Annotated in this window: 23 protein-coding genes; 2 read left to right on the forward strand and 21 right to left on the reverse strand. The window is 42.5% G+C overall.

Going from position 1 to position 19356, the window contains the following annotated elements; all coding sequences use genetic code 11:
- Positions 1-77 precede the first annotated feature (77 nt).
- The 5 genes from lpdA to ACTJJQ_RS17350 all read right to left on the reverse strand — a co-directional run bounded on the left by lpdA (position 78) and on the right by ACTJJQ_RS17350 (position 5325).
- Positions 78-1457, reverse strand: a complete 1380-nt coding sequence (lpdA, locus tag ACTJJQ_RS17330; protein ID WP_256689028.1) for a dihydrolipoyl dehydrogenase — start codon at positions 1455-1457, stop codon at positions 78-80.
- 18 nt (positions 1458-1475) lie between these two features.
- Positions 1476-2606 carry a dihydrolipoamide acetyltransferase family protein gene (locus tag ACTJJQ_RS17335; protein WP_406886853.1) on the reverse strand — a complete coding sequence of 377 codons (1131 nt, stop codon included), beginning with the start codon at positions 2604-2606 and terminating at the stop codon, positions 1476-1478.
- A 17-nt stretch (positions 2607-2623) separates the two neighbouring features.
- Positions 2624-3661, reverse strand: coding sequence for an alpha-ketoacid dehydrogenase subunit beta (locus tag ACTJJQ_RS17340; protein WP_098680548.1), 1038 nt, complete (start codon positions 3659-3661; stop codon positions 2624-2626).
- A gap of 20 nt (positions 3662-3681) precedes the next feature.
- Positions 3682-4659, reverse strand: a complete 978-nt coding sequence (locus ACTJJQ_RS17345) for a thiamine pyrophosphate-dependent dehydrogenase E1 component subunit alpha (RefSeq protein ID WP_406886852.1) — start codon at positions 4657-4659, stop codon at positions 3682-3684.
- A gap of 192 nt (positions 4660-4851) precedes the next feature.
- Positions 4852-5325, reverse strand: a complete 474-nt coding sequence (locus tag ACTJJQ_RS17350) for a SprT family protein (protein ID WP_035704229.1) — start codon at positions 5323-5325, stop codon at positions 4852-4854.
- A gap of 99 nt (positions 5326-5424) precedes the next feature.
- On the opposite strand from ACTJJQ_RS17350, the gene cmpA reads away from it, so the two are divergent.
- Positions 5425-5559 (forward strand): cortex morphogenetic protein CmpA, encoded by a 135-nt coding sequence (cmpA, locus tag ACTJJQ_RS17355; protein ID WP_008346893.1) that lies wholly within the window; start codon positions 5425-5427, stop codon positions 5557-5559.
- A 19-nt stretch (positions 5560-5578) separates the two neighbouring features.
- On the opposite strand, the gene ACTJJQ_RS17360 is transcribed toward cmpA, so the two are convergent.
- The 14 genes from ACTJJQ_RS17360 to acpS all read right to left on the reverse strand — a co-directional run bounded on the left by ACTJJQ_RS17360 (position 5579) and on the right by acpS (position 16565).
- On the reverse strand, positions 5579-7738 hold the full coding sequence (locus ACTJJQ_RS17360; protein ID WP_406886851.1) for a Tex family protein: 2160 nt from the start codon (positions 7736-7738) through the stop codon (positions 5579-5581).
- 76 nt (positions 7739-7814) lie between these two features.
- Positions 7815-8414: a PP2C family serine/threonine-protein phosphatase gene (locus ACTJJQ_RS17365; protein WP_024719202.1), complete on the reverse strand. Its 600-nt coding sequence runs from the start codon at positions 8412-8414 to the stop codon at positions 7815-7817.
- Positions 8414-9202, reverse strand: coding sequence for an RNA polymerase sigma factor SigB (sigB, locus tag ACTJJQ_RS17370; protein WP_012009000.1), 789 nt, complete (start codon positions 9200-9202; stop codon positions 8414-8416). The genes ACTJJQ_RS17365 and sigB overlap by 1 nt, the downstream gene beginning before the upstream one ends.
- Positions 9168-9656, reverse strand: coding sequence for an anti-sigma B factor RsbW (gene rsbW / locus ACTJJQ_RS17375; RefSeq protein WP_048001251.1), 489 nt, complete (start codon positions 9654-9656; stop codon positions 9168-9170). Before rsbW ends, sigB begins: the two co-directional genes overlap by 35 nt.
- Positions 9653-9982, reverse strand: coding sequence for an anti-sigma factor antagonist (locus ACTJJQ_RS17380; protein WP_017358393.1), 330 nt, complete (start codon positions 9980-9982; stop codon positions 9653-9655). Before ACTJJQ_RS17380 ends, rsbW begins: the two co-directional genes overlap by 4 nt.
- 59 nt (positions 9983-10041) lie before the next feature.
- The gene (locus ACTJJQ_RS17385) at positions 10042-11049 is read right to left on the reverse strand and encodes a PP2C family protein-serine/threonine phosphatase (RefSeq protein WP_017358394.1); all 1008 of its coding nucleotides are present in this window, start codon (positions 11047-11049) and stop codon (positions 10042-10044) included.
- A 10-nt stretch (positions 11050-11059) separates the two neighbouring features.
- The gene (locus tag ACTJJQ_RS17390; protein WP_003214085.1) at positions 11060-11461 is read right to left on the reverse strand and encodes an anti-sigma regulatory factor; all 402 of its coding nucleotides are present in this window, start codon (positions 11459-11461) and stop codon (positions 11060-11062) included.
- A gap of 2 nt (positions 11462-11463) precedes the next feature.
- On the reverse strand, positions 11464-11832 hold the full coding sequence (gene rsbS, locus ACTJJQ_RS17395) for an RsbT antagonist protein RsbS (RefSeq protein WP_003214235.1): 369 nt from the start codon (positions 11830-11832) through the stop codon (positions 11464-11466).
- 4 nt (positions 11833-11836) lie between these two features.
- Positions 11837-12667, reverse strand: a complete 831-nt coding sequence (locus tag ACTJJQ_RS17400) for an RsbT co-antagonist protein RsbRA (protein ID WP_058336383.1) — start codon at positions 12665-12667, stop codon at positions 11837-11839.
- Positions 12668-12781: 114 nt separating this feature from the next.
- Positions 12782-13132: a type II toxin-antitoxin system endoribonuclease NdoA gene (gene ndoA / locus ACTJJQ_RS17405; protein ID WP_003214169.1), complete on the reverse strand. Its 351-nt coding sequence runs from the start codon at positions 13130-13132 to the stop codon at positions 12782-12784.
- Between the two features lie 4 nt (positions 13133-13136).
- Positions 13137-13418, reverse strand: coding sequence for a hypothetical protein (locus ACTJJQ_RS17410; protein ID WP_012008995.1), 282 nt, complete (start codon positions 13416-13418; stop codon positions 13137-13139).
- 294 nt (positions 13419-13712) lie between these two features.
- On the reverse strand, positions 13713-14894 hold the full coding sequence (gene alr, locus ACTJJQ_RS17415) for an alanine racemase (RefSeq protein WP_047946997.1): 1182 nt from the start codon (positions 14892-14894) through the stop codon (positions 13713-13715).
- Between the two features lie 128 nt (positions 14895-15022).
- Positions 15023-16039, reverse strand: coding sequence for an outer membrane lipoprotein-sorting protein (locus ACTJJQ_RS17420; RefSeq protein WP_007496489.1), 1017 nt, complete (start codon positions 16037-16039; stop codon positions 15023-15025).
- 160 nt (positions 16040-16199) lie between these two features.
- On the reverse strand, positions 16200-16565 hold the full coding sequence (gene acpS, locus ACTJJQ_RS17425) for a holo-ACP synthase (RefSeq protein ID WP_017366663.1): 366 nt from the start codon (positions 16563-16565) through the stop codon (positions 16200-16202).
- Between the two features lie 94 nt (positions 16566-16659).
- Between acpS and ACTJJQ_RS17430 the strand changes: the two genes are divergently transcribed.
- Entirely contained in the window at positions 16660-17265 is a 606-nt protein-coding gene (locus tag ACTJJQ_RS17430; RefSeq protein ID WP_007496491.1) for a rhomboid family intramembrane serine protease, read from the forward strand.
- 56 nt (positions 17266-17321) lie between these two features.
- On the opposite strand, the gene ACTJJQ_RS17435 is transcribed toward ACTJJQ_RS17430, so the two are convergent.
- Both ACTJJQ_RS17435 and ACTJJQ_RS17440 read right to left on the reverse strand, forming a co-directional pair.
- Complete coding sequence (locus ACTJJQ_RS17435) at positions 17322-18818, reverse strand: PH domain-containing protein (protein ID WP_144668450.1); 1497 nt, start codon at positions 18816-18818, stop codon at positions 17322-17324.
- Positions 18808-19287, reverse strand: coding sequence for a PH domain-containing protein (locus ACTJJQ_RS17440; protein ID WP_008346922.1), 480 nt, complete (start codon positions 19285-19287; stop codon positions 18808-18810). The genes ACTJJQ_RS17435 and ACTJJQ_RS17440 overlap by 11 nt, the downstream gene beginning before the upstream one ends.
- Positions 19288-19356: the final 69 nt, after the last annotated feature.

Raw genomic sequence — 19356 nt, forward strand, 5'->3', positions numbered from 1 at the left:
TTATAGATAAACATAAAAGCGCTCTCAATTATCATTGGCTAACCCAAGAAGTCAATTGGATAGAAAAGGAGTCTCTTTCAGCAGTGCACCGCTCTTCCAATGGTTTGCAGAACGGCTTCGTGTATTGCCTCTGAAAGTGTCGGATGTGCCGCAATAAACTGCTCTAATGTATCAGCGGTCAACTCTGCATGCATCATCACCGCCGCTTGTCCAATCATTTCTGTTGCATTCGGTCCAATGATTGAAACGCCTAATATTTCTTGATATTGCGGCTCTACAATGACCTTTACGTGACCGGCTGGTTGATTTAAGATTAATGCTTTTCCATTTGCAGAAAATGCACATGTCCCTATCCGAATCTCCTCATATTGTTTTCTAGCACTCTCTTCATTTAAACCAACACTCGCGATTTCTGGAGAGGTGTAGATGCACCTCGGAATCACTTGTTCATTGACCTTTATATGTTCACCTGATGCATGGGAAGCCGCAACCGTCCCTTCATGAAAGGCAGTATGAGCAAGCTGGACACCACCTGTCACATCACCGCACGCATAAATATGCGGGAGATTGGTTTGCATATGTTCATTGACGTAGATTCCGTTTCTATCAAATTCAATTCCAATCTGATCAAGATTCAACTCTCCAAGTTGCGGAATTCTGCCAATGGCCACTAAGCAAAGATCCGACTGGATGTCACAACGTTCTCCTTGATTATTCTCCACCACTACTTTTCTTGAAGTGGAATCAAGCTGTTTGACTGTGGCGGACGTCAAAATGTTTACACCCGTTTCTTCGAGCTGCTCGTGAAGACATTGTGCTGTATCACGATCTTCTTCTGGTAAAATGTGCACTGCCCGTTCAACCATAACAACCTTTGATCCCATTCTGCTAAAGATGCTCGCAAACTCACAGCCAATCACCCCGCCCCCAATGATACAAAGTGAATCTGGGATCGAAGAAAGTGACATGGCGTCCTTGCTGTGAATGATCCATTCGCCATCAAAAGGTGCAAACGGTAAAGCCGCAGGCACAGCCCCTGTTGCAATAATGATTTGTTTTGCTTGAATGATTTCAGACTTCCCTTCACTTTCTATGAATAGCTCATGTGCTGATAGAAATGAAGCCTTCCCATTTACCACGGTAATTTTGTTTTTATTCATCAAGTAACGAACACCATCAGTGAGCTGCTTGACGACAGACTGTTTCCGCTTTTGGACAGCATTCCATTGAATGATAGGCTCATGTTCTGGAAGCTCAATGCCAAAATGTCCAGCCGATTTCACATACTCATACATATCGGCGCTTTGCAAAAGTGCTTTGGTCGGGATACAGCCTTCATTGAGGCAGGTACCTCCCAGCTGACCTTGATTAATTAACACAACCTCCCTGCCAAAACGGGCGGCTGTTATGGCCGCCACATAACCTGCTGGTCCGCCTCCTATAATGACCAGTGTCATGGTACATTCACCTTCTTCCTATAAAAGAATGGATATTGGTTCTTCTAAGTGTGCTTTGACCGTTGATAAAAATGCAGAGGCAGGCGCCCCGTCCAACACGCGGTGATCAAACGTAAGACTGAGTGGTAGGATGGTCCCTTTGCACAATTCATCCTCTCGATAAACAGGGGTGTCATACATTGTTCCGACACCAAGGATCCCCGCTTCCGGCGGATTCAAAATTGGTGTGAAATGCTCTACACCATACGCTCCAAGATTGGTGATGGTAAAGGTAGAACCTTTGATTTCGTCATGTAGAAGCTTTCCTTCACGTGCTTTTTTACCATACAATTTAATGCCCTTCGCCAGCTCTATCAGCGTTAACCGCTCCGCATGCTGAATGACCGGTACAGCCAATCCGTTATCTAACGCAGCAGCAATCCCAAGATGAACATTCTCAAAGGTTTCGACAACTCCGTTATGATATTGACTGTTCATCGCAGGATGTTCTAACAACGATAGGATCGCTGCTTTGGCTACAAAATCGGTGATGGTCAACTTTGTCTCGTAACGTGCGATGGCTGTTTCATTCAGCTGTTGTTGTAGGTTTGTTAGTTTTGTCACGTCCGCTTTCATCGTAATGGTTAATTGTGCACTTGTTTGCAGGCTTTCCATCATTCTTGAGGCAATTGTTTTCCGCATCATGTTAATAGGCTGTTGCACTGTCTCGTTTTGTTTCTTCTCTTTCCGTTCAGGAAGTGCACGAAGCACATCCTCTTTCGTAATTCTTCCACCTGGTCCTGTCCCCACTAGCGTATCAATGTCTAGATTTGCGCTATTCGCCATTTTACGGGCAACAGGGGAGATTTTCTTTCTCTCTTTCTTTGGTTTTGACTGGATGTCTCTATCTTTCTTTTCCCCCACCTGTTCATTTCTTTCACCGATATAGCAGATGACCGTGCCAGGCGGTACACCTTCTCCCTCAGGTACTTTTATATCCAATATGGTTCCTTCTGCAGGTGATTCGATCTCCATTTCAATTTTTTCTGAGTTGATACTTGCAATGCTTTCTCCTTTATTTACGGTCTCACCGACCTCTTTATTCCAAACAGATACCGTTCCTTCTTTCATCGACATGCCCAATTTAGGCATCACAACTTCGACAGCCATCTCCCTCTCTCCTTTCTCTAGTTCAAGATCTTGTCATGACTCTTGCCAATCATCTCTAATACGGTGTTCACAACTTTATCAGGTGTTGGCAGATATATATCTTCAAGAGGTGGAGAAAATGGTACCGGTGTATGAGGAGCCGTCACTTTTTTGATTGGTGCGTCCAGTAAATCAAATCCTTTATCTGCAATCAAAGAAGAGATATCTGCGGCAATTCCGCATCTTGGATTTGCTTCATCGACAATGACAAGTCGATTTGTTTTTTCTACTGAAGTCAGAATGGCCTCCTCATCGAGCGGCGACAAGCTTCTTGGATCAATTACTTCCGCTTCAATACCTTGAGCAGACAATTGCTCTGCCGCTTCGAGTGCTGTATACACTTGTTTGCCCACGGCAAAGATGGTTACATCAGAACCTTCCCTCTTCACATCTGCTTGACCAAGCGGCAATGTGTAATACCTCTCCGGCACATCTCCTGTGATATTGTAAAGCGTCTTGTCTTCAAAAAAGATGACAGGGTCCTGATCCTCGATGGCTGCCAGCAGCAGCCCTTTGGCATCATATGGTGAAGAAGGCACAACTACTTTCAAACCAGGGATGCTTGTAAATAGCGCATACAAACTTTGTGAATGCTGGGCAGCTGCTCTAAAACCCGCCCCATGTGTCGTTCTAATCGTGATAGGCACCTCTGCTTTTCCGCCAAACATGTATCGAAATTTTGCGCCTTGGTTCAGCACTTGGTCCAAACAAGTACCGATGAAATCATTAAACATAAGCTCCGCAATTGGTCTTAATCCTGTTGAAGCAGCTGCCATGGCCGCACCTACATAACCGGCTTCACTAATCGGTGTGTCAAGGACACGCTCACGTCCAAATTCCTGAACGATTCCTTTCGTTACACCAAGAACACCGCCCCATGCTTCATCATCCTGTAAGTGATCTACATGAGCGCCTCCTGCAACATCTTCTCCCATTAAAATGACATCTTCGTCTCTTCTCATTGCCAGTTTAATCGCTTCATTCAAAGCACTAGACATGCTGATTTCTCTTGTCATTTCCCTCTCCCCTTTCTGATTTATTGATACGAAACATATACGTCGGTCAATAATTCGGATTGATTTGGATATTCACTTTCTTCACTAAATCTAACGGCTTCATCTATCGCTTCTGCTACAGACGCTTCAATACTTGATATTTCTTGATCCGTTAGCAGCTGCTGCTTTAATAATTCATTTTTAAAAAGAGTGATGGCGTCTTTCTCTTCTTGATGTTCGGTTTTTTCTTGATTGGTTTTGTAGCGCTGAGCGTCTCCTTCAAAATGACCATAATTCCGATATGTCATGCATTCAATCAATGTCGGACCTTCTCCATTTTTTGCTCGTTCTATCGCTTGTTCTGCTGCTTGATAAACGGCTGTCACATCTTTTCCATCCACTTGAATACCCGGAATACCATAACTGGCGGCTCGATCCACAATCGATTTGCAGCTTGAAGCATACGAAAATGGCGTCGCTTCCCCGTAACCATTATTTTCTGCGATGAAAATGACTGGCAGTTTCCAGATGGCAGCGAGATTGATTCCTTCGTGAAAAGTCCCTTGATTATTAGCACCATCCCCAAAAAAGCAAACGCTTACATTATCTTTCTTTTTATATTTAGCCGTGAGGGCTGCCCCGCACGCAAGTGGAAAGCCGCCTCCAACAATCCCGTTAGCACCGAGCATTCCTTTATCAAAATCTGCAATGTGCATAGATCCACCTTTACCTTTACAAAGACCTGTGACTTTTCCATAGATTTCTGCCATCATTCCTTTTAGATCACAGCCCTTGGCGATACAATGACCGTGGCCACGGTGTGTACTTGTAATACTGTCTTGTTCATTCAGATGAGCGCAGACTCCTACAGCAACAGCTTCTTCACCAGCATAAAGATGGACAAAACCTGGCAAGATCCCTTTTGTAAAAAGCATGTGTACTTGATCTTCAAATTGGCGAATCTCCTGCATTTTTTGATACATCCAAACGGCTTTTTCTTTTGTAAGTGCCATTTCCATGTTAAAACCTCCTATCTTTTTTGCTTGCACTTCTATACAAGCAAAAAGCGTGCCAACATCATGGCGCTTGAAAGCTTAGGATTTGAGCGATTCCCATCGATCAAAAAAGAGACAAAATGAGACTCGCGTCTCTATTTGTCTCAATATGTCTACTTCATCTCACAAAAAAAGCATCCCATAAAGGAATGCATATCACTCTGAACCGATTGTACGCTGCCATTTTAATTTTCCTTTGCAGACGCCGCACACATAACGAGAGGTATCAACTCGCCTTTTCCTGATAAAATACTGACCGCATCCTGTGCAAACATATTCTTGTCGCTTCTGTCCACGTCGTTTATTTTGTACGGTCTTTAGCGCTGTACAAAAACGCGGGGCTCCTACTTGTTTTAATAACTCTTTAAAGGAACGGTCACGATGCTGATAGCCTTTTCCCTCAAGATGCAGATGATAATGACACAGCTCATGCTTGATGATCCCGATTAATTCTTCTCGTCCATGTTCTTCTAGGTATCGCCGGTTCAATTCGATATTGTGTGTTCCAAGTAAATATCTCCCGCCTGTCGTTTTTAAACGGGGATTGAAAACAGCCTGATGGCGAAACGCCTTACCAAAGAACTGCTCTGAAATGTCTTCTGTTAACTGCTGTAACTCTCTCTCGTTCAATCAAGATCGTTCCTTTCTATAAAAACCTCGAACGGGACAATTTCCTCTTTGCATACATTGAAGGTACACCCACTGTTTTGATCAAAGGAGGAATGGGCGATGCCCAACTGGCTGAAAAATCAGATGCAGAAAGCATTTTATGAGAAAAATCATTATCAAATCAAATTGCTTAATCAATGCTGGTACTTCTATAGAAAAAAACATTCAGTCACATCAAGGCACACCCCATCCTAAGGTGCGCCTCGTTTTTTATTTAATCTGGTTTTAGCATCGAAAGAGCCACCCGACCTTTTGCCTGGTCAACGGAGTCTACCCATACGGTCACAATGTCACCAACTGATACCACGTCAAGCGGATGTTTCACAAAGCGATTGCTTAGCTTGGAAATGTGGACAAGTCCATCCTGCTTTACACCAATATCAACGAATGCGCCGAAGTCTACGACGTTCCTTACCGTTCCTTGCAGCTCCATTCCTTGCTTCAAGTCCTCCAATTTCAACACATCTGTTTTCAAAAGAGGTTTTGGTACTTCATCGCGCGGATCACGCTCAGGTCTTGTCAGTTGATCGATGATATCCTGGAGTGTAATTAGACCAATGTCAAGCTGCTGTGCGGCTTCGTCTAGCTTGACCTCTGCGATTTTCTCTTTTAACTGCTCTGTACCAAGATCGTCTGGCGTCATCTTAATCATGCGTAAAAACTGTTTTGTTTCTTTATAGCTTTCAGGGTGAATACCTGTGCGGTCAAGTGGATCTTGTCCATCTGTGATGCGCAGGAAGCCGATACACTGCTCATATGTCTTTGCACCAAGCCTTGGGATATCCTTCAGCTCTTTTCTGCTTGTGAATCTCCCAATCTCTTCACGGCGCTTGACGATGTTCCCTGCGACGGCTTTTGAAAGACCTGACACATATTGCAGCAGTGCCTGTGAAGCTGTATTAACGTTCACACCGACTTGGTTGACGACCGTCTCCACCACGAAGGTTAACGAGCTGTTTAATTGCTTTTGGCTCACGTCATGTTGGTATTGGCCTACTCCGACAGACTTCGGATCTATTTTCACGAGCTCTGCTAATGGGTCCTGCAACCTTCTGGCGATGGAAATGGCACTTCTTTCTTCCACTTGCAAGTCTGGAAACTCTTCTCTTGCCAGTGCAGATGCAGAGTATACACTTGCCCCTGCTTCATTCACGATCAAATATGAAACTGGCTGGTCCAGCTCTTGGATCAAGTCTGCGATGAATTGTTCGGTCTCTCTTGAGGCTGTTCCGTTTCCGATCGCAATGACTTCAATGTTGGATGATTGAATGATTTCTTTCACTTTTTGTTTGGCTTCCGCTTTTTTCTGCACAGGCGGGTGCGGATAAATGACGCCAATATGATGGACTTTTCCTGTATCATCCACGACGGCTAATTTACAGCCTGTACGAAACGCAGGGTCCACCCCAAGTACACGTTTCCCTTTCATCGGCGGTTGAAGTAGGAGCTTTCTTAAATTTTCAGCAAAAATATGAATGGCTTGTTCCTCAGCTTTTTCTGTCAGCTCTTTTCGTATTTCCCGTTCAATTGAAGGCTGAATCAAGCGCTTGTATGCATCATCAATGGCCACTTCAATGTAAGGCCTCGCCGTCGTTTGCTTGCCTTTTAAGACTTGTTTATCGAGGTAGAAACGAATATTTTCAGCAGGTGGTTCGATGGTTGCTTTCAAAATCCCTTCTTTCTCGCCTCGGTTGACCGCAAGTACACGATGAGGCACAATTTTTTTAATCGGCTCTTGATAGTCGTAATACATTTCATAGACGTTTTTCTCGTCGTTTTCAACGTCTTTTCCTGATGTGACAAGACTTCCCTTTTGGTACGTCTCACTGCGAATCCATTTCCGCATATCAGGATCATCCGCAAGCTGTTCAGCAATGATGTGCTGGGCGCCCTCTAGTGCTTCTTCTGCGGTTGTGACTTCTTTTTCTTCATTGATAAAAGCCGATGCTTTCTTTTTGATCTCATCGTTTGGCAGCTGCAGTAAGTACTCCGCCAGCGGCTCAAGTCCTTTTGCTTTGGCTACATTTGCCTTTGTTTTACGTTTTTGTTTAAATGGACGATATAAATCTTCGACCTCTTGCAGCTTATGCGCCTGTTCGATCTTCTGTTTTAATTCATCTGTTAATTTGTCTTGTTCAGCGATTAAGCGAATCACTTCTTCTTTTCGATTCGTCACATTTTGGATATATGTATAGCGTTCAGAAATGGTTTGAATTTGCACCTCGTCTAGTGAGCCTGTCTGCTCTTTCCGGTAACGTGCAATAAACGGGACGGTGTTGCCATCCTCTAATAGCTGGATCACACTTCCAATTTGTTTTGTTGAAAGCTTTAATTCTGTCGCAATTTGTTTCAATAAAAAGTCAGATGTCTTCATACTTTGCATCCTCTCACTGTGTCTTCTCTTTTAGTGTATCAAAAAAACCCGCAAAACAGAAAAAAGGTCAGCTATTTCATGTAAGCTGACCAAGTACATAGGTGAGATCGTCTTTCTTGTCTTGTGTGTATGTTTCAAGTTCTTTTGCGATGTCTGCAACTGAATGGCTATGCTTTAAACACATTCGCATGTTTGGCACATTCAGCCCGTCTGAATACATAATGAATGTCGAACCTTTTTCGTAGGAATAGGTGTATGTTTTGTATTTTCTAGGTTTACCTGATAGATATCCTGATGTCGGAAGTGGATAAATATAGTCGCCAGAAGGTGCATTCAAGATAAAACGAATGTTACCAACCGAACAATAGGTAAACTGCTGTTGGGAAAAATTCACCTTTAATATGGCTACAGTGGCCCCGCGTTTATTTTTCATGGCTTGATTGCATCTATCAATGAGGGTTATTACATCCTCATGTCCATATTCTTCGACAATTTCGCTGACTAAAGAAGATGATTCATTGGCGAACTGGCCGCTGCCTAATCCGTCTGCTACAGCACAAATTAGTTCTTCATCATCTGCTTTAATAAAAAAACTGTCCCCGCAGCATGATTTTCCTTCTTTGTTCGATTGATAGATAATGGCGTTTACATGCTCATGCTGTTCGATCTGCTTCATTACCCTAGCTCCATAGACGCATCTTCTGACAGTGCATCTCGTAGCTTTTTAACTGCCTTCCGCTGCAGCCTTGATACATGCATTTGAGATATGCCGAGTAAATCGCCTGTTTCTTTCTGGCTTTTATTTTGCAAATACGTGAGATTGATAATTTCTTTTTCTCTATCTGTCAGAACGTGAAGCACACTTTCAAGCATCATTTTTTGGTTTACACGTTCGTACCCTTCTTCTTGTGAGCCGACGACGTCTAAAATCGTCACAGTGCTTCCTTCAGAATCTGCCTCTACGCCTTGGTCAACAGACAGCGCTTGATAGCTTTTGCCCATCTCCATTGTTTCAAGAACTTCTTCTTCTGTTACATCTAGATATTCTGCAATTTCTTGTACTTTAGGTGATTTTTGCGTTTCCGTTGTCAGGTGATCAACTGCCATCTTGATTCTTGGTCCAAGCTCTTTAATTCGTCTTGGTACATGGACACTCCATGTTTTATCACGTAAAAAGCGTTTGATTTCCCCGATAATGGTTGGAATGGCAAATGCCTCAAATGACTTACCGACAAGTGGATCATAACGCTTAATTGCGCCGAGTAGACCAATCATTCCAACTTGTCTTAAATCCTCATGAAAGCTTTTTCCTTTGGAGTATTTCTTCGCGAGCATATCCACAAGGTTTGTATAACACTCAACTAGTGTCAGCTGCGCCTGCTCGTCTTGGTTGGATTGATAGCTTTGAATGAGGCGATCCACTTCATCTTTAGTTAGTTTCATAGTTTTGGATGGTTGTGTCATGGTCAACTCGCTCCCTGTTTAAAAACTTTGTCATCGCCACGGTAACTCCGGAGTTTGCTTGCACCTCGACTTCATCCATCAATGTTTGCATTAAGTATAAACCAAGACCTCCTTCTGCCAATTGATCCACCGTATGAGCAGATGTGTACGGCCCTAGGTCTTCCTGCTTTTGCTTAAAGTCAAAGCTACCGCCTTTATCAGCGACAATGATTTCTAGACGATCTTCATAGACAAGAAAGCGAACCGCTACCTCTCCATCTTCGCCATCTGCGCCTTTATAGGCATGCTGAACTGCATTTGTACAAGCCTCACTGACGGCAATTTTTAAGTCTTCAATCTCTTCGTAGACATAGCCCATTCGGCTCGCTACGCCTGAAAGAGTCAGACGAATGATGCCTACATATTCTGGTTTTGCCGGTATTTTCATCTCGATTAGATCTACTGTTTCGTTCATTGTACCCCACCCTCTGACTTTGCAGAAATGTCAATGATGTCCTTTAGTCCAGTGATTTCAAACAACCTTACAAGCCGCTCTGATAAGTTCTCAAGCTTTAGTGTTCCACCTGCTTTTTGAGCTGCTTTAAACAACCCAACAAATACACCTAATCCTGTACTATCCATATACGTAACATCCTTCAAACAGATCTCTAGATGCTCTCCCGCCTCGGCTTTAGGCATGAGTGTTTCTCTTAGCTGAGGAGCAGAGTACACATCGATTTCTCCACTAACACTAATTTTTGTTTTTTGATCTATTTGATGCTCTTTTACAGACATATTCATTATGCATTCACCTCGAAATTCTTGTTTCCTTGAATTTTATATACCCGTCTATGCACTTTCTAAACCTTCCTTTTGAGGACAAGTAACGTAAAATCATCATGCAGCTGAAATTCTTGCAGCTTGAGTAAGCTGTCATAGATGGAATCCACCATTTCCTGAGCTGAATAGGATAGGTTCTCAGATATCAGGGCTTTGATATCCTCACGCTCTAGGAAGCCATCCTCCGATTTGGATTCTGTGACACCATCAGAGAATAAGATCACCATATCCCCTACGTCCAAATGCTTCTCATACTGCTTATAATCAAAATCTGGTGCAATTCCAAGGACCAGACCTTTTGCATCTAAATCGTAAAATTGATTCTCTTTTTTGCAATAGAAAAAGCCCGGCTCATGTCCAGCCGATGCGTACTTAAATTCATGTGTTTCTTTATTATAGCTGCCATAAAACATGGTGATAAACATGCTTGGGTCTACGTTTTGCTCGACCACACGATTAAGGGTTTTGAGCACTTTCGTTGGGCCGCTGCCTGACTCTGGCAAGGAATCCATCGCATACTTAATCATCGACATACAGAGCGCAGCTGGAATGCCTTTCCCAATGACGTCTGCAATCGCGATATTGATTGTATCGTGATCTGTTACGAAATGGTAATAATCCCCACTCATCTGTTTTGCCGGCACACTGATGGCTCCGATATCAAATGTATCTCCTTCTGGAATTTTCGTTTCCAGAAGGGTTTGCTGAACATTTGCAGCAATTTCAATTTCCGACTTAATTTCTTGCTGGATGCCTCTTAGTGTTAAATGCTCCTGGTAGGCAAGTCCGTATCCAATCATGACTTCAATTAAGAAGTCTAGTGAATGAAAGACATCTTCCGGCAAATCAGGGTAAAGCTCCTGAATCACTTTTCGGTGAACACTCACTATTTCTTCAGGAGGTATTTGATGCTCAATGGTTTTACGGCTAAATTTTTGAGCTTGATAAAGCGATGTTTCAGTTAAATCACTGATATAACGACTGAGCAGCTGATGGTACCGCTGCTCCATTACCTCCTTAAAATCCATGGTTTCCCTCCTAGCGAAGCCACTTGACAGCTTGTATCTCAGTTCCTTGTTCTGGTGCGGAATCTAATTTAAATTCATCCATCAGTCTTCTGACGCCCGGCAAGCCTGCTCCGAGTCCGCCTGATGTAGAAAATCCGTCTTCCATTACTTTACGTATATCCATGATGCCAGGCCCCTCATCGGCTGCGATGACTTTGAGTCCACGCTTTCCGCGCTCCATCACTTCTTCTATACAAATCTGACCTTTACCAGCGTATAAATAGATGTTACGAGCTAATTCTGAAATGGCCGTCGTAATTCTTGCTTGGTCAACTGTTCCAAAACCAAGTTCTTTTGCAACATTGCGCCCCAATTGTCTTGCTGCGACTATGTCCCATTCCGTCAATATTTTTACACAGGATTGGTCTTTCATATCTATTCCCCCAATTCCCGCTTCAGTGTCTCAAGCCCTTGTTCAAGATCTAGTGCTGTCTGAATTTCTTCCAGTGAAATGCCAAGTTCAATAAGCGTCACAGCGACTGCCGGCTGTATTCCTGTTAATACAACTTTTGCCCCCATGAGCTTGGACATGGTGATCACATCGCCTAATACCTTTGCGATAAATGAATCAATCATATCGACGGATGTTAAGTCAATGACCACACCGTTTGCTCCTGTTTCATGAATTTTATTCAGTAAGTCTTCTTGAAAGTGAAGAGCTGTTTGATCATCAAGCTCCCACTGTATTGAAATCAGAAGACAATTATATAATTTTAAGATTGGAATCTTCGGGTGATTTCTCAATTGGTTATCCCTCCAATGAAACAATTTTTCGATTTGTCATTTCCAAAGCAGTTTGAATTCCTTTTTGAAGGGTATTCTTTGTTGTAACCTGAGATAAATCAATTCCAAGGTTAACGATTGTTTGGGCTATTTCTGGGCGAATACCGACAAGTAAACACTTCGCTCCTACTAATCTCACAGCCTCTGACGCTTGAATAATATGGTGTGCCACCATTGTGTCTACGACAGGTACACCCGTGATATCAATCAGGACGACCTGTGAGCGATGTTTGACGACACCATTAAGCAGGTTCTCCATAATTTTTTTCGCACGATCTGTATCAATTGTGCCAACAAGTGGCATGACGGTGATGTGCTCAAATACAGGGATTAGCGGGGCAGAAAGTTCCTGCAGCGCAATTTTTTGAAGGCTGACGGTTTTTTCCCATGAGATGGAATACTGGTTTAAGATCTCATTATGGATGGGTGTGATGAATCGATCGATTTGCCAGATGAGGTCATGACTTTCTTGTGTTGTATCTTTGTCATCGTTCATTTTTTCATATAAATGTGTACGGATTTCCGTTAGACCGTTTGCCAGTAACTTAAGTGATATACCCATTTGAACGATTTTCAAAGCAAAATTTTGCACTTTTTCTTCAAAATCTTCATTATCCCCCTCTGAAAGAGATGTAATGATGAGTTGAACATATTCCGAACAGATGGTTTCATACATTTTGTCGTTCAGCATCATGTCCGTTTCTTTTTCTCCGAGTCGTTTTAAAATGTCCGTCCACTCTGTTTCTAATTCCTTTTGGTGCTTTCTTGCAAAAGCTAACACGATATGATTCGACATGTTTTACCCCCTACTTACATTTAAAGCTCTTCTTTAGTCTTTCTTCATTATAACGTTAAAAAAAATTGAACACAAAAAAAGTTGCTCCCAATAGAGCAACCAAGTATCACCATATTAAAAATCAATAAGAGCCAAACTAACTTGTAAGGCTTCATCAACCTTCTCCATCATCTCATCATCAAGATGTGTGATTTTATCTGTCAATCTTTGTTTATCGATTGTACGAATCTGTTCCAAAAGAATGACAGAATCTCGTTCAAAGCCGTAGCGCTTTGCATTAATTTCGACGTGAGTCGGTAATTTCGCTTTTTGTATTTGGGCTGTTATGGCTGCAACGATAGCAGTCGGGCTGAAGCGATTTCCAATGTCATTTTGAATCACCAATACTGGGCGAACCCCGCCCTGCTCGGAGCCAACAACAGGAGATAAATCAGCAAAGTAAACATCACCGCGTTTAACAATCAAATGTTTAACCCCCGCTGACTAATCGCTCAACTGTATTCTCAGCCTCAAACTCTGCGTATTGTGCTTCTGAAGAGATATTCAGATTAATTTTCGCCATCTCCATGTAGCCGCGTCTCATCGATTCACGATTTTGTCGAATATTACGTTCACGAATATACGTTTTTGTCGCTCGGTAGATCAATTCATTTCTTGTTACCTTATCCTGCTCTGCTACTCGTTCGATCTCAGACATTAAAGTCTCCGGCAGTCGAATCTTCATTTCGTTTGTTGCGCTGGATTCAGACAAAAAACATACACCTCCACAAAACTTACGGATTCCGTATCGATCCATTCCAAGACTAATCATACCATTATTCAATGCACAAGCAAAGCTGTTTTTTCATGATTTCTTATTAGAACATGAAGCGGCTCGCCACCCGTAAATCAAGATGATAATGGAGTTCCTCTTTCCCATTATACGCTTTTTTCCGAAAATCATACGGTATTTCCAAAATCTCTAAAAAAGGGAGAATGTTTACCCTATTTTTGTCGAATAAAAAAGAACGAAGTCAGTTTGACTATCGTTCTTTTTGAATGTTGTTTATAAAAAACTTGACCCGCCTTGAAGGAGTGGATTCCGCACTTGCACTCTTTTGCCGTCTTCTATATATACTCTTGGAACACGGTGGCCAATCGAGCACGTGACTTCATAGTTAATGGTTTCAAGTCTTTTAGCGATTTCATCGACTGGTACCATGTCTTCTCCTTGCTTACCAATTAAAACGACCGGTTCCCCTACTGGAAGCTTGTCTTTCAGTTCAACCATGAATTGATCCATACAAACCCTTCCGGCGATCTTCCGGCGCTTTCCACCAACAAGTACTTCCGTTCCTGCCAGCTTCCGGATCCATCCATCTGCATAGCCAACTGGAACCGTGCCGATCCACGTATCTTGATTGGCTGTATACGTTGCTCCGTAGCTGACACTCTCACCCTTTTGAATGTGCTTCACATGGGCAAGTTTTGTATGAAGAGACATAGCTTCTTCGAGCTTGAAAGGCAGTTCATCCTTGATTTCTTCTGACGGTGACAGCCCGTACATACTGATACCGAAGCGAACCATGTTAAACAAGACGTCTTTAAACCTTAGACCCGCTGCACTGTTGGCGCAATGAACGAGCAGCTTGTCCGTATGAAGCGGCTCAAGCAGTGTTTGAAAGGTGTCGACCTGCCGATCAAAGTAGGACTCATCCTTTTCATCTGCTGTCGCAAAGTGAGTAAATACGCCTTCCAGCTGTAAATAAGAGTGCTCGCTGACAAGTTTTTTCACTTCGTTCACTTGCTCAATCGTTTTCACACCTAATCGGTTCATTCCGCTGTCTATTTTCAAATGAAATCGTATAGGCTGTCCCATCTGCCCTTTCATCATGTTGGTGACGTCTCTCAGCCAATCGATGGAGTATGCAGTCATGATGACATTGTATCGAACGGCGACTTTGACATATTCAGCAGGTACAGCGCCGAGTACCAGTATTGGTGCTTTGATGCCTTTATTTCTTAAAGAAATGGCTTCATCTAAAAAGGCGACGGCTAATACGTCTGCTCCTGCTTTGAGAGCAGCTCTTGTCACTTCTATATCTCCATGTCCATATGCATTGGCTTTCACCACAGCCATTAGTTGAACATTTTGACCAATATGATCTTTCATATGTGAAACATTATGCTTGATTGCTGATAAATTAATTTCTGCCCATGTGTCTCTATAAAAGGCGTTTGTGTCCATCCGTCACACTTCCCTATTGAATGATTCAATCCCCTCATATGATACTAAAAATCCAGAATAATGTGAAACAACTCAAAGAAAATCAGCCCCTGCACAGGGCTGATTTGTTGTTATGTTAAGAATCTCGCCTATTTCGCTGACTGTCCTTCTACACTTTTGGCAACCATCAAGAGCTCTTCCTTCGATAGATCACTTGAAGAAATCAAGTAGTCAACTCCATCAGATGTCCAAGAAAGAGATTTGTCTGTCAGAACACCCACTGTCATGCCAAGATCGACTGGCTCGCCGTTCATTGTCACAGGCGTAGACGCTTCTGCTACCCGCGCTTTTTCCTGAATGAGTGTGAAGGATTTCTTTCCGCCATACGTCATCACATAACGCTTCCCGGCATCTGTTGTCATTTCTTTCTCTTCCATTTTCTTCACGCCCTCTGGCATATCCACAGGTGTTTTCACCGCAAAGCTGTCAGATGGATCTGCACTTGTGGCAACATCCATTTGAGAAAGTGTCATATTTTTCTTCTCATCAAAGGCGTCTTTGTCAAAGGATTTGTTGAATTCAAAGTGAGAGAATTCTACTTTCACCATTGGCTTTTTATCGCTATCCAGTACTTTCACACTGGCAGGCGCCATTGTTTTTTTATGAAAGGTAATCTCTTGGGTCGGCAGCATTTGGTTGTGCTGATAGTTGGTTTTTGTTTCAAAAACGTACTTCGACTCTTTTGCTTTGAACTGAGCTGCACTGTCATTTTTAATGTCTTTCACAAGTGATTCAAATAAATACACCTGACTGCTGTTGTTCGGCCAATCGCTATGGAAGCGGAAGCTTTTGTTTAATGAAGGTGTCAGCACAAATACACCATTGCCATTTCTTAAAATGACTTGACTCTGATCCTTCTTCGGATTTTCTAAGTAGACACGGTAAAGCTCCGGCTTCTTGTACCAAATTTCCACATGGTATTCCTGCGGATCATTTCCTGTCTCAATGGTCATTTTTGCTTTGGCTTTGTATGATGTCATTTCCTCTGCCTTTTTGTTTAAATCTCCAACGATATCCTGTTGAGATTTTTGACCGCATGCGGAGAGAATCAGTACAAAAAGGATCCCCGTTACAAGCAAAACAAAGCTTTTTCTCACCCTTTTCAACCCCTTCGTTAATTGTGTTAAAAGGAAGAAACCGCTTGTTTGACTTTAACAGTACGCCTCAAGAGTTAACTGCGTACCGCGAACCATCAAAGCCTGTTAGCAACTCGCCCTTCCTTATCGCACTACCCAATATATGAAGGGGGGACAAACAATATGCAGACTAGCTTGACAACCTTTCAATTAAAACTTGTGCTGCAGCATATTCTTTTGTGTGTGTAATGGATACATGAACGTAGTCTTCTTTTGTTTTCTCACTTTTGATGAGAGGTTTTCCGTTCGCATCTTTTTGTATCTCGATGTCGTGAAAGCTGACATACTGACCAATTCCCGTACCGTATGCTTTTGCGAATGCTTCCTTCGCCGCAAAACGGCCTGCTAGAAACTCCAGCTGTCTCTTTTCACTTAGTGTGCGAAAGACTTCCTGTTCACGTAAAGTCAAAATTCTTTCTGGTAAACGGGGCTGCCTGCTAAGCACTCGTGACAGCCGGCCGATCTCTACAATATCCATACCGATTCCTTTAATCATGAGGTACCTCCTATGATACTCGTACTAATTTGGTTGTTCGCTTCATAAACGTGTTACTATAAACTTACCATTATCTAGTCAAAAGGGGTTTGTTATGTTTATTCGAACGGAGAGCTTTCAACAATTTATTAGATCGTATCCAATCGTAACAGCGATCCTTGCTTTGCAAATCGGCCTATGGCTTTTATTTGCAATCCCTATTCCAATGATCCAGCTTGGGCAGGACCATCTCGTTGGTTTTAATTATGGTGTTGCAGCAGGAGAATGGTGGCGGCTTTTAACGCCTATTTTTCTTCACGGAAGTCTGACACATATTCTGTTCAATTCCATGTCGCTCTTCCTATTCGCTCCAGCACTTGAGTATTTGCTTGGAAAGGTTCGATTTCTTGTGATTTATCTGGGTGCTGGATTCATTGGCAATCTCGGAACCTATTGGGTGGAGCCTTTAGAGTACGTACATGTCGGGGCTTCTGGTGCGATATTTGGTTTATTTGGCGTCTATCTTTATCTTGTCCTATTTAAACCACATATGATGGACCGTGGTAATTCTCAGGTCATCTTAACGATTCTCGGCGTTTCTGTCATTATGACGTTCGTCAACTCGAACATCAACATCATGGCCCACTTATTTGGATTGATAGGCGGCATGATCCTAGCACCGATCACCCTATTCTTCCATTCAAAAAAACGACGCTATTAAGCTCATAAAAAATGTCGATCACTCTGTTTAACGGGAGCTGATCGACATTTTTTGGTTTAAGTTGATTGATTCGTTTCATAGGAATACCAATCGCATACACGTGCAGCGTCTTCCTCTTCAAGGTGATGCACACCAAAGGAATCAAGCAAGGCAGAGGACTTCACAAAGGTGTGAATACTTGCCACCCTCCCTTTCTTTTGAAAATAAGATTGGGTCATCGTATAGTTTTGCATTCGTTTTCTTAAAACAATTCCGGTGGTCTTGCCGATACCTCTTGTCGTTAATTGAATCAGTTGATCTTTGATCACATATCCTGATTGTTTATAGGCTAAATACCCAAAAAACAAGGCAAATGGTAATGGAATCAGCGCCAAATATCCCCATGGTGGAAAACGTACAGAAAGGATTATACCTACAAGTAATGGAACAAATCCGTAAGATATCAGATAACGTTTCAGTGAACGCTTCGGCACTTTTTTCAATTCACTTTCTGGTGCCAGCTGATATTGATCTGTAAATTGCGTTAACAATTCATTGATTTTTTTCTTCCGTATGAGTGGAAATAAGACAGAAGAAGTCTCTTTTTCTGTAATGGAACCTCCTGCGCTGACAAGCATGACCGTCGCAAAACCAAATGGTTCACGCAGAATATTTTCTTTGATTTTCACTGCTTGAATTCTCGCAAGCGGAATGGTCATTTGATGCCTTTCGATGAGTCCTCTTGTGATGATGATGTCTTTCCCTTTTCGTTTTGCGTTAAAATTCGCATATTGAAGGGCTGTTACCCCAACACTAAGAATCCACGCAATCAATACGGCAATAAATATGAGAATCGCATAAATCTCAACACTCGCATGACTTAAAAAAGAAAACCGTTTGAAGAATCCGTCCAAAGGCAGAATTTCATCTATTTGTGTGTAAATGGCGAGACACCCAGAAATAATGACGCCGATTCCGCTTGAAGTGGTCGCAGCCAAAAGCAGCTCTGGTATACCCATTCGGTAGGAAACACTGATTTCTTTTTCTACAGGCTGTTGCGCTGTCAGAGGATCAGGGAGATCTAAATTTTCATCATTCATTTCTTCTTGTTGCAAGCTTTTCTTCCGGTTGAAAATCGATTGCTTTAATTGCTCAGCTTCTGCTTTTGTAATGGCCGTCAGGCTCACTTCAGGTCCATCCGTCCCGCCTGCCGTTTCGATTTGCACCCGAACCAAACCGAAAATCCGCTGGAAGATGCCTTCACTTGTATTCACCGTTTGAATTCGTTCTAATGAGATATACTTTTTCTTTTTGGTGATGACACCTGATTCTACTCGAAATTCATCGTCTTCCATTCGGTAGGTGAATCGTCTCCATGCTAAAACGGTTGAAACAGCTTTCCATAAAAGAAGCACACCAAGAATGATAAACGCATAAAAACGAATACTTGAATTCGAGTTCACAAAAATAAGCACGAAAAAAGGGATAATGAAGTTTTTGATCATGGATACGGCATCTGATATAAAATCAATGAACATCGAGATTGGATGTACACGTTTTGGTTCAGACATCATCTTCCGTCACCCTTGCTAATCGAGATATGTAATCGCGAAGCTCATCTGCCTCTTCTAATTCCAGTGCCGGAATATCATGCACTGTCGCAGCAGTAGAAATTTGAACAGATGCCAACCGGTAGCGCCTTAAAAGCGGCCCTTGGGATGTATCCACATGCTGAACACGTACCATTGGCACAATGACACGTGTGACACGTATCAGTCCGTGCTGTATTTCAATTTCGTTCTCAAATACTTCGTAGCGCCAGATGTGATGACGGATTTTCGGTATGAGCCAGATTCCGAAGATGACCTGTAAAATCCACAAACCGATGAGGATGGCTCCAATCCAATATGGCCATTGAAAATAATAACTAGCTACAAATACCCCAATGATGATGAATAAGAAAATCAATGAGATAATTCCATTTTGAAGACGCCATACTTTTAATCCATTTAAGCTGATTTGACGTTGCGGCTGTTTTCTCACATTCTTCCCCCATTCTCTTACTTTTCTATCAATATATTACGAAAGAAAGCCTAAAAAGTTTCATTAGGC

It is taken from the genome of Bacillus sp. 22483 (assembly GCF_052044605.1).
GTDB classification, from domain to species: Bacteria; Bacillota; Bacilli; order Bacillales; family Bacillaceae; genus Bacillus; species Bacillus altitudinis.

Excerpts from the sequence above, each read along its gene's own strand:
- ACTJJQ_RS17385 (WP_017358394.1), bottom strand. The coding sequence starts at position 11,049 with ATGGATTTTAAGGAGGTAATGGAGCAGCGGTACCATCAGCTGCTCAGT.
- lpdA (WP_256689028.1), bottom strand. The coding sequence starts at position 1,457 with ATGACACTGGTCATTATAGGAGGCGGACCAGCAGGTTATGTGGCGGCC.
- ACTJJQ_RS17340 (WP_098680548.1), bottom strand. The coding sequence starts at position 3,661 with ATGACAAGAGAAATCAGCATGTCTAGTGCTTTGAATGAAGCGATTAAA.
- ACTJJQ_RS17365 (WP_024719202.1), bottom strand. The coding sequence starts at position 8,414 with ATGAAGCAGATCGAACAGCATGAGCATGTAAACGCCATTATCTATCAA.
- sigB (WP_012009000.1), bottom strand. The coding sequence starts at position 9,202 with ATGACACAACCATCCAAAACTATGAAACTAACTAAAGATGAAGTGGAT.
- ACTJJQ_RS17390 (WP_003214085.1), bottom strand. The coding sequence starts at position 11,461 with ATGAAAGACCAATCCTGTGTAAAAATATTGACGGAATGGGACATAGTC.
- ACTJJQ_RS17380 (WP_017358393.1), bottom strand. The coding sequence starts at position 9,982 with ATGAATATGTCTGTAAAAGAGCATCAAATAGATCAAAAAACAAAAATT.
- ACTJJQ_RS17360 (WP_406886851.1), bottom strand. The coding sequence starts at position 7,738 with ATGAAGACATCTGACTTTTTATTGAAACAAATTGCGACAGAATTAAAG.
- cmpA (WP_008346893.1), top strand. The coding sequence starts at position 5,425 with ATGCCCAACTGGCTGAAAAATCAGATGCAGAAAGCATTTTATGAGAAA.
- ACTJJQ_RS17335 (WP_406886853.1), bottom strand. The coding sequence starts at position 2,606 with ATGGCTGTCGAAGTTGTGATGCCTAAATTGGGCATGTCGATGAAAGAA.
- acpS (WP_017366663.1), bottom strand. The coding sequence starts at position 16,565 with ATGATTAAAGGAATCGGTATGGATATTGTAGAGATCGGCCGGCTGTCA.
- ACTJJQ_RS17435 (WP_144668450.1), bottom strand. The coding sequence starts at position 18,818 with ATGATGTCTGAACCAAAACGTGTACATCCAATCTCGATGTTCATTGAT.
- rsbW (WP_048001251.1), bottom strand. The coding sequence starts at position 9,656 with ATGAACGAAACAGTAGATCTAATCGAGATGAAAATACCGGCAAAACCA.
- ACTJJQ_RS17345 (WP_406886852.1), bottom strand. The coding sequence starts at position 4,659 with ATGGAAATGGCACTTACAAAAGAAAAAGCCGTTTGGATGTATCAAAAA.
- ACTJJQ_RS17430 (WP_007496491.1), top strand. The coding sequence starts at position 16,660 with ATGTTTATTCGAACGGAGAGCTTTCAACAATTTATTAGATCGTATCCA.
- alr (WP_047946997.1), bottom strand. The coding sequence starts at position 14,894 with ATGGACACAAACGCCTTTTATAGAGACACATGGGCAGAAATTAATTTA.
- ACTJJQ_RS17400 (WP_058336383.1), bottom strand. The coding sequence starts at position 12,667 with ATGTCGAATCATATCGTGTTAGCTTTTGCAAGAAAGCACCAAAAGGAA.